General features: G+C 29.3%; 13 protein-coding genes. 4 read left to right on the top strand and 9 right to left on the bottom strand.

What is annotated here, in order from left to right:
* Positions 1-60: 60 nt before the first annotated feature.
* On the bottom strand, positions 61-276 hold the full coding sequence (locus OM90_RS05645) for a hypothetical protein (protein ID WP_207643864.1): 216 nt from the start codon (positions 274-276) through the stop codon (positions 61-63).
* Between the two features lie 497 nt (positions 277-773).
* On the opposite strand from OM90_RS05645, the gene OM90_RS05640 reads away from it, so the two are divergent.
* Complete coding sequence (locus OM90_RS05640) at positions 774-3917, top strand: hypothetical protein (RefSeq protein ID WP_058485926.1); 3144 nt, start codon at positions 774-776, stop codon at positions 3915-3917.
* A 73-nt stretch (positions 3918-3990) separates the two neighbouring features.
* On the opposite strand, the gene OM90_RS05635 is transcribed toward OM90_RS05640, so the two are convergent.
* The 7 genes from OM90_RS05635 to trxA all read right to left on the bottom strand — a co-directional run bounded on the left by OM90_RS05635 (position 3991) and on the right by trxA (position 9905).
* Entirely contained in the window at positions 3991-5523 is a 1533-nt protein-coding gene (locus OM90_RS05635) for a stalk domain-containing protein (protein ID WP_058485925.1), read from the bottom strand.
* Between the two features lie 22 nt (positions 5524-5545).
* Entirely contained in the window at positions 5546-6304 is a 759-nt protein-coding gene (locus tag OM90_RS05630) for a stalk domain-containing protein (protein WP_058485924.1), read from the bottom strand.
* A gap of 77 nt (positions 6305-6381) precedes the next feature.
* Positions 6382-8577: a copper amine oxidase N-terminal domain-containing protein gene (locus OM90_RS05625; RefSeq protein ID WP_058485923.1), complete on the bottom strand. Its 2196-nt coding sequence runs from the start codon at positions 8575-8577 to the stop codon at positions 6382-6384.
* Positions 8578-8841: 264 nt separating this feature from the next.
* The gene (locus OM90_RS12270; protein ID WP_064505501.1) at positions 8842-8988 is read right to left on the bottom strand and encodes a YvrJ family protein; all 147 of its coding nucleotides are present in this window, start codon (positions 8986-8988) and stop codon (positions 8842-8844) included.
* A gap of 47 nt (positions 8989-9035) precedes the next feature.
* Entirely contained in the window at positions 9036-9257 is a 222-nt protein-coding gene (locus tag OM90_RS05620; protein ID WP_058485922.1) for a DUF2922 domain-containing protein, read from the bottom strand.
* Positions 9258-9294: 37 nt separating this feature from the next.
* On the bottom strand, positions 9295-9489 hold the full coding sequence (locus OM90_RS05615; protein WP_058485921.1) for a DUF1659 domain-containing protein: 195 nt from the start codon (positions 9487-9489) through the stop codon (positions 9295-9297).
* A gap of 98 nt (positions 9490-9587) precedes the next feature.
* Positions 9588-9905 (bottom strand): thioredoxin, encoded by a 318-nt coding sequence (trxA, locus tag OM90_RS05610; RefSeq protein WP_058485920.1) that lies wholly within the window; start codon positions 9903-9905, stop codon positions 9588-9590.
* 125 nt (positions 9906-10030) lie between these two features.
* On the opposite strand from trxA, the gene OM90_RS05605 reads away from it, so the two are divergent.
* Complete coding sequence (locus OM90_RS05605; protein WP_058485919.1) at positions 10031-10213, top strand: hypothetical protein; 183 nt, start codon at positions 10031-10033, stop codon at positions 10211-10213.
* Positions 10214-10231: 18 nt separating this feature from the next.
* Here OM90_RS05605 and OM90_RS05600 read toward each other — a convergent pair whose 3' ends face one another.
* Positions 10232-10957 (bottom strand): peptidylprolyl isomerase, encoded by a 726-nt coding sequence (locus tag OM90_RS05600; RefSeq protein WP_058485918.1) that lies wholly within the window; start codon positions 10955-10957, stop codon positions 10232-10234.
* Between the two features lie 246 nt (positions 10958-11203).
* Here OM90_RS05600 and OM90_RS05595 point away from each other — a divergent pair, with 246 nt between their 5' ends.
* Entirely contained in the window at positions 11204-11650 is a 447-nt protein-coding gene (locus tag OM90_RS05595) for a MarR family winged helix-turn-helix transcriptional regulator (protein ID WP_058485917.1), read from the top strand.
* A 97-nt stretch (positions 11651-11747) separates the two neighbouring features.
* Positions 11748-12098 (top strand): carboxymuconolactone decarboxylase family protein, encoded by a 351-nt coding sequence (locus OM90_RS05590; RefSeq protein ID WP_058485916.1) that lies wholly within the window; start codon positions 11748-11750, stop codon positions 12096-12098.
* The last annotated feature ends 12 nt before the right edge of the window (positions 12099-12110 follow it).

Genomic DNA, 12110 nt, shown 5'->3' with positions numbered 1-12110 from the left:
CCTCCTTAATCTTAGAGATAATTATATCTTATTTCCCTACATTCTTAAATGATCATTTTATTACATTTTTATTGTATCATTTATAAAAATCAATACACTCTCTTGTATAAGTTCTTCCCTATCCCTTTTATAAGAAGGTAAGAATTTCATCATCTTATAAAAAAGAGGGGAAAACCTTTTTATAAGATATTCTTTTGCTTTTTTATCACCTAATTTTGCTTTTTTAACATTAATTTGAATTTCCCTATTCATATCTTTCTCCTTACTTGGCGCCATTAAAATTCAGTACTGTAGCCTTAGTCTATATTGTTTATATAAAAAGCCAAAATAAGGAGTAAAAATTATTAAAAAGTGATTAATCTCTAATCTATTTTTTTATACATATAATATGTGTTTTTTATGTTAACTAAGCTTTAGTCACAGTCTAAAGAGTTTTAATCCGCAAATTTACCATATTTTTAATATTGCTACAACCCTTTTAATTCGATACAATAATCTTGTAGGTTGATAGACATAAGTCACAAACATAATTAATGCCCATTATACATTTCTTAATAATGCCATTCTGATATAAAATATAATAAATCAACCCCTATGGGATTATGCCATCTCTGTATGCTAGTAAAACTGTACTTTTTATAAACTACTAATAAAATTGGTAAATTTAAAATCTTGATTATGTTAATCATATCAGATATAATTGGGGCATGTTTAGTAGACATAAGTCGTCAACATAATAAACATATCAAGATAAAAATAAGGAGGAAGGCTTAATGAATAGTCTTAAGAAAAGAATTTTATCCTTCGCATTAGCAAGTTCTGTGGTACTCTCTTCCACAGGTATAGCTTTTGCAGGAAATTTAACTAGTGCCGATAAGTTAAACTCTTTAACTAATTTAGGCATAATTACTGGAGAAGGAAATGGAGTTAATCCTACTCAAACTATGACAAGATATCGTGCTTTTGTAATGCAGCTTAAATTAATGGGTAAATATGATGAAATGAATAATTTTGATTGGGAAAGGCAACCAACTTTTAATGATATCAATGAAAATCACAGTCAATTTATTCGTAAATTAGCGGCATATTTAAAGGCTCATCCTGAAATAGGTATCACAGGGGATAATTTTGGAAATTTAAATCCAATGGAAGTTGTTAGTGCTAGAGAATATCTAAAAATAATGTTAGTTCGCCTTGGATACACTGAAAATGTAGATTTTACATGGGTATCTATTCCTTCATTTGCTAAGTCCCTAGGACTTATTGATTCTACTTACGAAGGGGAAGCAAAAAATATAAATGTATCTACAATAGCTGATTTTACTTATGATACTTTAACAACTAAACCAGCTAATAGTGATCAAACTTTAGCACAAGAATTAGGGTTAGATGATATAGTAGCAGCAGAAATTACATTAGATACCCTACCTACTACATCTAATAAAAATACTATTACAATTACTGGTACTGCCACTGGTCTTGATGAAGTAACTGTAAATGGTAAAGAAGTAGAAGTTAAGGATAATAAATTTGAAGCTACTATAACTTTAAAAGATGGTGATAATACTATTACTGTTAAAGGGGAAGGGGCAGAAGATGTAACTGCTACAGTAAAATATAATGATGTAGATGCTCCAGAAATAGTTAGTGTCAAACCTTTAGGCTTAAAACAAGTTATAGTAACCTTTAATGAAGAAGTTGATGAAGATTCTGCCCAGCTTAAATCTAACTATGATAACAAATTTGCTTCTGCAGATCTTCAAGATGATAACAAAACTGTTATTTTAACTTTATCTTCTGCAGCTGATCAAAATGAAGAAATCGAATTTGATATCGAAGATATTAAAGATTTAAAAGATAATAAAATGGATAAAGAAACAGTAGAAGTTAAAATGGTTGACCGTGAAGTGCCAACAGTAGAAGAAGTTTCTGTTAAAGGAAATCAAATGATTGAAGTTTCCTTTAGCGAATTAGTTAAAGTTTCTGAATCTAATTTTGAACTAGTTGATGAAGATGGTGAAAGAGTAGAAAGAATCGATGATATAGAAATCGACGGAAAAAATGTTAAAATCAATTTCAGAAAAGAAATCGAATCAGGAGATTATATCCTTAAAGTAGAAGGAATAAAAGATTTTGCTGGTCTTGTAATGTATGATGAAGATTTTGATATAACAATATCAGAAGATAGCGATGCTCCTAATGCTAGTTTAGTTTCTGCTACTGATACTAAAGTAACAGTAGAATTTGATGAAGATATCAAAACTGATTTAGACGATATTGAAGCAGAATGGCAAAGTGGTTCTAAAACAGGAAACTTTAAATATGTAACTGCCGATGAAGATAATTCTCGTCTTATTACTTTTGAATTAGGCAGTAACAAAACTATTCCTCTTAGTGGTATAATCCTTTCTATTTGGAATGTAGAAGACTACTCTGGTAATGAAGTAGATGAAGATGATCCTATCGAAATTGATGTAGATAGAGATGATATAGAAATTGATACCGAAAGACCAGAAGTAGAAAGCATTGTACAAGATGGTAAAAATACATTTATCATCACTTTTAGTGAAGATGTAGAATTAGGAAAAGTAAGTGTATTTGATGAAGATGATGAAGAAATCGATGTTAAATCCATAGACTATCTTGATTCTGATGACAATAAAAAAGAAATCGAAGTTGTATTAGATAGTAGTAGTGATTTATCAGGAACCTTCACTTTAGAAATTGAAGACTTTGTAGATATGTCTACTCAAGAAAATGAAATGATACCTGATACTTTTGAAGCAGAATTAGAAGATGATGGTTTATCCACTGATGTATCTGATTTTAAAGCATTAAGAGTAATAACAAATACTACTGAACAAACTATTTATATTCAATATCCAGAAAAAATGGATGAAAGTTCTGTAGAAGATGAAAGTAATTATAAAATCTTTTTTGGAGGTAAATGGGTAACTCTTCATAAAGATACTGATATAACTTTACTTTCTGATGATAAGACTGTAAAAATCGAAGTTCAAGATTGGTTTAATAATAGTGATGTAACCCCTGCTGATATTGATGGAATTCAAATATCCAATGTAGAAGATGATTCTAATAATGAACTTGATGGAATTGTTTGGTTAGACTTCTCCTCTAATAATGGATATGAAGAACTTTCCCTTACAGCTCCAGAAATCACTAAAGTAACAGCAACTGCAACAAATAAAGCAATTGCAACTATAAGTGGCTCTATTGATGAAGCAACTATAGATGAAGATGATTTTTACTTTAAAGATAGCTCTAAAAATAAATACTATGTAGATGATGTAACTTATGATGATAATGAGCTAACATTTATAATGGATGATGAATTCCCAACAGATGTAGCTGACATTACATTAGAATTAGTATCTAATGTATCTACAGAAAATGTATTTGAACAAGCTATCACAAAAGCTAATGGATTAGGTTCTATAATCGATGAAATAAAACCTGAATTAACAGTTAATGAAGCTGTATATGCCGAAGCTAATAAAGAAGGTTTAGCAGAATTTACACTAAATAAAAATAATAATGCTGAAGGATTATATGTAATACTTGAAGCTTCTGAAGCTATTAATGTTCCAACAGATGCAGCAGCCCAAGATTTACTAAAAGATTCCTTTACAGTTACTAAAGGTTCTACTGAACTTTCCATAGACAGTATATTCGGATATACTGGAGACGGTAAAGAAGAATATAATAAAAATGGTGTAGATTATGTAGTACTTTATATCACAAAGGATGAAGACGGAGATATCTTAACTTCAAAAATAGTTGAAGATGATATTACTGTTTCCTTTGATGAAATAAGCGTATCTGCATTAACTATAACTGATAAAGCAAATAATAATGTATTAGCAGAATTTGAAGATGAAAAAGTAGAAATTCAATAATACAAAAACCCCGCGACTCTGCGGGGTTTTTTATTATTAATAAAAACTAAATATATATTTTAAATTAATAATTTTATTGCAATAAATAAGGATTATTAAAAAGATATACTAATTGTGCATGCTGTATTATTGTTTTTTCTAACTCTACTTGAGCTGACAAAATTCCTAACTCTACTTGCTTTAGATTAATTTCTGATACCATACCAAGATTATATTGAGTTTTCATAATATCATATTGGTCTTTAGCCTGCTCAAGTGCAAGAGTATTAATTTTGTATTGTTCTTCTAATTGTTTTATCTGATTATAAGTAGTACGAATTTTATCTTCTAATGTATCTTTTGCTTCATTTAAAGCTAAGTTAGCTTGATTTAGTTTACTTTTTCTTATATCATAAGAATCACTAATAGTCCCTGTGTAAGTATATAGATGAAGATTATATTCCGCTTGTTTTACTTCTTCTTCTTTTAAAATTATGGATGGATCTTTTACTAAAGCCCGGCCTATATAAGCATCTAATTCATTTTCATCCATATCTATAGGCATAAATTCTACTTGATAATCTAAAATAAATCTTTCCTTTTCATCTACTCCCATTAAACTATTTAACTTAATATATTCTGTATCTAAAGATCTTTGTAAAGTTTCTAGTTGATTTTCCTGTTTCTTATAATCCTGTTCTGCTTTAATCTTATTATAATCACTTTCTAATCCTAGATTCACCTTTTGTTTTGTAATCTCTAATTGTATTTTTGAAGTTTCCAAAGATTTTTTTAATAATTCTATATCCTTTTTTAAACTTTGAATGGAATCAAAGGAAGATTTTACTTGATACTTAATTAATCCTTCTTGAATTTGTTTTTGATATTTAGCTGCTTTTACTCCATACTCTGCTTGAATTAAAGTAAGTAAATTATTAACATGGACAGCTTCTGATACAAAAATTGCTGCTTCACTACTATAATCCTCTACAGATGGTCTTTGAACAACTACTGCATTTCTAGCATTTTCTTCAAATTCTTCAGATATTTTAATACCTTCTTCTATACTTTTTAATGCTAAATTATTAGATAAAGCTTTTTTTATAGCTTCTTCATAAGTTATTTTAGTTCCTTCTTCGTTAATATTTAGGCTAGGATATTCTATAGACTTTACTTCATCAACTCCTATAGAAGTTTCTTGATTTGTATTAATATAAATTCTATTATTATTTTGATCCCATATTGCTTCAACTCCAAAAATTTCCTCTATAAATTTAAGGGATACCATAATATTTCCATCTATCTTTTTTGGAGCTGTTTTTAACTCAGTAATATTTCCATTTATCTCTGCTATTTTAAAATCAGAAAATAAACTAATCTCCTTACTGTTTGTATAAACTTTAATCTCTCCTGTTTCTTCATTCCAACTTACTGTTCCTCCAAGAAGTTCTGAAATCTCTCTTAGATTTATTAAAATAGTTTCATCTTCAACTACAGGAGAAATTTTTAAGGAATGGTAAGTACCATTTAATTCTAGAGTTATAGTATCAGATGCATATAAAGGTGAAGAAATTAATAATAAAGACATAATAACTATAAATATCATCTTTTTTAGATATTTTTTCAATGTAATTTCCCTCTCTATTTATTTAGTCTAACTTAATGTCAAAAGGAACTTCTGTATATTTTCCACTTCCATCATTTTGTATTATTTTTAATACTATATGCATTCCCTCTGCATCCTCTGGTATTTCATCAAAAACAATATATCCTTCTCTTACTTCATCTTTTCTAATATCATTATACCATTCAGCATCCCAATATATAGCCATTTCATTTGACATTTCATAAGGAATTCCATCTACTTCTATCTTAGTTTCACTTTGAATTAACTGAAGAGGATCAATTCCTTTATTCTCTACAGAGAAAAATACTTTTGTTTTATTTTTTTCTTTTATTACAGCAAGAGCACTCACTTCCATATTAAGATACGTTTTAGTTATTGGTAAAGTCTGATAATTTTTTGTATCTTTCTCTTTTTCTTCTTCTCTACATTCACATTTTTCCTCAATTTCTTTTTCTACTGGCTCTTCTTTATATACTATCTTTTCTATAACTTCCGGTTCTGGAGATTCTACTTTTACAGTTTGAGTTTTAGCATCCCATGTTATAGGCATACTAATCCCTTCAGCTATAAAACGAACTGGCACATATACAGAATCATTATAAATAATAGCTGGTTTATCTGATGAAGTTTTTTTAATTTCTCCATTAAAATCAAATCTAATATGACTAGCTAAATATGCGGACACTATTTTTGAAGTCTCTGCTACTACTCCTGTAGATAAAGTTAATATACTCCCAAAAATCATGCCTATAACTACATACTTAAATCTTTTTTTAAACATATTCCCCCTCCTAGCAATTCATTATTTTAAAAAAAGAAGACCCCATACGAGGTCTTCTTTTCATAAGTTAATTTATCTTAGTTAAATGTAACTGTTTTTGTTGCGTCATCCCAAGTATAAGGAACTCCTAATGCTCTAGCAGCATAAGCAATTGGGATATAAGTTCTTCCATCTTTAACTACTGCCGCAGTATCCATAGGTACTGGAGTACCACCTACAACAATTTCTTTCTTTCCAATTGTAATATTAACTACTTTATCTCCGTAAATTGTAACTGTCTTAGTAGCTTGATCCCATTGAACTTTTTGTGGGTCAATACCTAATGCATAAGCTACATATTTTACAGGAACCATTGTACGACCATTTTCAATATATGGCGCTGCATCAGCTGTAGCTACTTCATCTCCAATAGTATATTGATTAGAACCTACAGTGAAAGTAGCTTTTACTACTTGACCAGAAGCTTCTCCTTTATCAGGAGCTGGAGTTGCAACTTTGATGAAATCTTCAAAGGAAAGAACATCTGTTTCAAATCCTTCTTCTTCTTCATCAACATCATCTTCATAGTTTTGTAAGAATGCATCACCATAAACTTCTAAGTCATAAGATCCTTCAGCTAAAGAACGACTTGTATATACACCTGCACCACTAACTTTAATTGTGGAAGGTTCATCACTTTCACGTTTGATTTCTATTTCTAATGCTCCATATTTATTAAGGTCATAATCACCTATTTCAAGATCTCCTTCTACTACTTCTACTTCAATATCAAAATCATCATCAAACTCCATATATGGATATTCTGGACGAATTATAAGAGTTCCACCTTTTTGTAATGCACCAGCTATATTTTCTTGAATTTCAAATTCATTAACAGCAACTTCTTTATAACCAATCTTTAATTCTGTTGTATCAAAAGATGCTGTAACTGCTGGTACTGCTTCACCTAATACAACTTCTTGATCATCATCAAGTGAAGGTCCACCTACTGTTGCTACAATATCTCCTTCATAATCTGCTTCAATAGATACCCAAATATCAAGAGTTACTTCACCTTTTTTACCATCTGGAATATAAAGATCTGTTAATGTAATGGTATCTCTATCTTCATTTATTTTTAAGAAACTTTCATTATTAACTCCATCTGCTTCCTTACTTTTAATTGAATTGTCAAAATCTTCATCAGAATATACATTACTTGAATCATCTACTTTTACTTTACGAACTTTTACTCCGTCTGGGAACTCAATTGTTGTATTTCTTTGAGACCACCAAGAATCTTCTACTTTTTCTTCAATAGTTAATTGTAATAATTTGTAATCATCATCGTCGTCTTTTCCATTATAATAACGACCTGAAACTATTTGTTTAGTGTCATCTTCTACAGATATTTCTACACCGTATTCTACATATTCACCTACTGTAATAGTTTCTTCAGTAATATCATCCCCAGAAACTTCTACTTCTACATCTCCAAGCTCAGCATCTTCTGTAGCTTCTAAAACTAGACCAGATATTACTATAGAACCTATTTCATTTTCATCTGCATCACTATCGATATCATACTTAATAATTAAAATTTCTTTATCATATTTGTTGTTTCCATATTCATCATAATTTACATCATTAAGCGAAATCTTATCTCTAAATGCGCCTGAACCACTTATAGAAACACTTTCTATATTTTGCCATTCAAATCCTCTTGGTGCTTCTAATTTAATTTCTTTATCTTCTTCACGACTAACAGAATTTGCTTTTAATTCATCAATAACAATTTCAGCTAACTCTAATCTATCTGGAAAATCAGATGTACTTGTAATAAATGTTTTTGTAGATCCACTTCCAGCATTCGCTATTACATATGTTCCTCCAGAAACTTTGGAATTTAATGGATTAATAGTTACTGTTACTTCCCCTTCGTTTTTAACCTTTACTAATAATGGAATTTCATATTTGTCTTGATCTGCATTATCAGGGAATGTAATTTCTACTAATTTTTTTGTAATCTTATCATAAACTATCCCTTCAGCAGTTTCACCATCACCTGGTTGCCATTCTGCTCCATCGAATTCCAAACGTATAGTTTGGCCTTCAATATCTACATCATCTTTTTCTTCAATAATCAATACAGGAGCTGTATCGATTGTAAATTTAGTATCTTTTGTCACTGATGGCGCATAAGTTACGTGATTATCAGATCTTGCAAATGATACCATTGGCAGTGAAGTAAGTACCATTGCACCAGCTAAAAGAGCTGCTAATCTTTTCTTCATTAATATTTCCTCCCTTTATTTTTTATTTTTTAGAGATTGTTAAAATTAATCTCTCTTCTTCAAGAGTGATTATATCACTGTAAATTTTACCAGTCAACTTTTTTGATATAGATGTAACAATATTGTAATATTGTTTAACTAAATGACCGGTAAAATTTATTTAGCGAGATTAATTATATTATGGAATTATTTTCTTTGCAAGTCTTTTTTGAATTTGTAATCTTTATGTAACATAAAAATAAAAGACCGAAAATATTCGGCCCTTTAGTTTATATGTTGAGATATAGCACTACTTAGCTTTTGGATACTTTTTGTAAGCTCATCTAGTTTTGCCTCCACTCGTACCAGTAAATATATGGATACGATGATAGGAAAACCTAGATTTGCCACTTGGGAAAAAAGTTCTTCCATAAAAGCCCTCCTTTTTATTTAAAAGAACGCCCTATAAGGGCGTCTCTTTATACTAAAGCTATTTCTTCTGTTACTTGAGTTACTATTTTAGCAGATTTTTTAGATATGGGATTTCCGCTAGATGATGTAAATACATCTAAGGAGAGAAGTTCATCCATGGCACTGCTAACTTCTTCTGAATTTAAATCATCTTTTATATTATCTACAGAAATTGTCATAGTACTTCCTCCTTGAGTTGCAAAAATCATTTGAAGAGTTTTCTTTTCCATTATTTTCCTCCTTTCTTTAAATATTTTAAATTATTAACTAAATATTAGTTAATTCTGCTTCTGTTATTTTTATAAGTTTCTCTGCTGGAGTACTTTGAAGGGAAGTAATTATAATTCCTGCTTGATAGATATTTTCATCACTAGCATCTTCCCTGCAGTTAGAATAAATTTTAGAACCTTCCTCATAATCTAGTTTTAATTTAGTTTTTAGGGTATTGGATACTACTGCCATAATATTCCTCCTTTCTTTTTTTATTTTTGAAAGCTTTCACTTAATACATAGAAAAAGGACAGAGAATTTACCCCTGTCCTTTTAAAAATTTTTTATTTTTATAAAAGAGCGTTTAGTTTATCTACTAATTTTTCCTTTGGCACTGCTCCTACTATTTGGTCTGCTATTTCTCCATTTTTAAAGAATACTATAGTTGGAACACTCATTATGCTATATTTCGCTGCTAAATCTCTAGATTCATCTACATCTATTTTATAGACTTTTGCCTTTCCTTCCATTTCTTCTGAAAGCTGATCTATAATAGGTGCCATCATTTTACATGGTCCGCACCATGTTGCAAAAAAATCTACTAAAACTGGCTCTTTAGATTGTAATACCTCAGCTTCAAATTCACTAGATGTTATTTGTTTTGCCATTATTATTCTCCTTTCAAATCTTTAAGTTAGTACACTTATGGATTAGTATTTCAAAAAATAATAAAAATATTAATTCATGCTATAATAAAAGTATAATACATAATAAATAAGAAAGGAAGATTTTTATGAAATCTTATGAAGAATTTATTAAAGATATTTCTACTAATGGTATTCCTAATAAACCATTTTTTACTGTAGTACAGCTAAATAATGGACATGTATATACTATAGAAGCTAATTCCACGGAAGAACTTTATAATATGGTAAATAAAATAGAAGAAGATGCCAAAAAAGAAGGGTTGTTGTAAAAAGGATAAGCCAAATGCTTATCCTTTATAAGGAACTATTTCGATTTTTTCTATTATTACATCTTCTTTTGGAGCATTGTTTTCATCTACCTCTACTTCTGCAATACTATCTACTACATCCATTCCTTCAAATACTTGTCCAAATACCGTATGCTTATTATCTAGCCAAGGAGTTCCACCTTTCTCTTTATAAATCTCTAATATTTCCTTAGAATATCCTTCACTGCTTAATTTTTCTATTATTTCTTCTTCCACTTCTTTTTTCTGAACTATAAAAAACTGACTGCCATTAGTATTAGGTCCACTATTTGCCATGGAAATAGCACCTCTAAAATGGAGAGCATAAGGACTAAATTCATCTTCAAAGGGTTCTTTCCATATACTTTCTCCTCCAGTCCCATCCCCCTTAGGGTCTCCTCCTTGTATCATAAAATCATTAATAACCCTATGAAATTTTAGCCCATCGTAATACCCATTTTTTGCATGAGTTGTGAAGTTTTCTACTGCTTTAGGAGCATATTCTTTAAATAAACGAATTTTTATTACTCCTTTATTAGTTGTTATTATAGCTATTTCTTCTCCTTCTTTTGGAAGGTCAAATTGAGTAGTTTTATATTCCTCTTCTAATTGTTTATCCTGCTGATTAGACTCTTTTGATGTTTCTTTTTCTAATTGATTTTGGCTGCATCCTATTAAAATAAAACTTAAAATAAAAATGATTAATAATATTTTCTTCAATTTCATTTCCCCTTTCTTCTTTTGTTTTATTTTACTATTATATCATAAATTAGTAAAATTTCTAGATATTTATAAACTATGTTATTGAAAATAATATCTTTCCCAAAAAACTTTTATTATTTTAGCATAACGTACTTAATACATATCTTCAAGAAATTTAAATCTTTATTTAATGAAATTTGATTATATATTGTTTATAATAATAAAGTATATAATATACTACACAAAATTATTTAATAGAAAGGGAAAATTATGGATTTTAATTTGAACAAATGTGTAAATTTTATTTCAACTAATACTATTAAAAAAATCTCTGAAGCTTTTGATAGATGGCTATCAGAATATAATTTAACAAGGATTCAGTGGATTGCCCTATATTTCTTATTTACAAAGGGCGATCTCTCTCAAAGAGAGTTGTCTCAACTAATGGAAATTAGTGATTCTAGTGTATTAAGATTAGTTGATAGACTAGAAAGAGAAGGTTTGGTAAAGCGAGAACGTTGCCAAGAAGATAGAAGAATTATCCAACTTGTTTTAACAGAAAAAGGAAAATCATTAATTAAATCTTCTCTCCATGTGGGAAGTGAATTTAGTGATCTTTTAATAAAAAATATAGATGAAAAGGAACTGTATATTTTTCAAAAAGTGTTGCAAAATATGTATGAAAACATTATGAATGACGAAAGATCTAGAAAATAATTAAAAAGTTTGTATTTGATTTAACATATTATATTTGCTATACTAATAATTGCATATGCAAATATTAAAAAATCATATTATTTAAGGAGGAATTTTTATGTACAATGTAAGAGAAATGTTAAACAGCTTTGTTAACGGTTTGGGGGAACTAGGAAAAACTAATGAAAATGCAGTTAATGCATTTATGGGACTACTTGGTGCTTCCTATGAACCCGGAGCAATGGATCTTAAAACTAAAGAATTAATTAGTGTAGCCATTGGCTGCTATAACAGATGTGAATACTGTATTGTTTATCACTGCTATAAAGCTTTAGAAGCAGGAGCTACAAGAGAAGAAATTTTAGAAGCTGCTATGGTTGCTGTAGCTTTTGGCGGAGGTCCTTCTATGGCATATACAACTACATTATTAAAAGAATGTCTTGATGAATTTGAAGGAGATTTTAAATAAATAGGATTTAGG

This window comes from Defluviitalea phaphyphila, from assembly GCF_001466305.1.
Lineage (GTDB): Bacteria > Bacillota > Clostridia > Lachnospirales > Defluviitaleaceae > Defluviitalea_A > Defluviitalea_A phaphyphila.
Note: the sequence above shows the minus strand (reverse complement) of the source record. Positions and strands in the feature narration are given on the sequence as shown.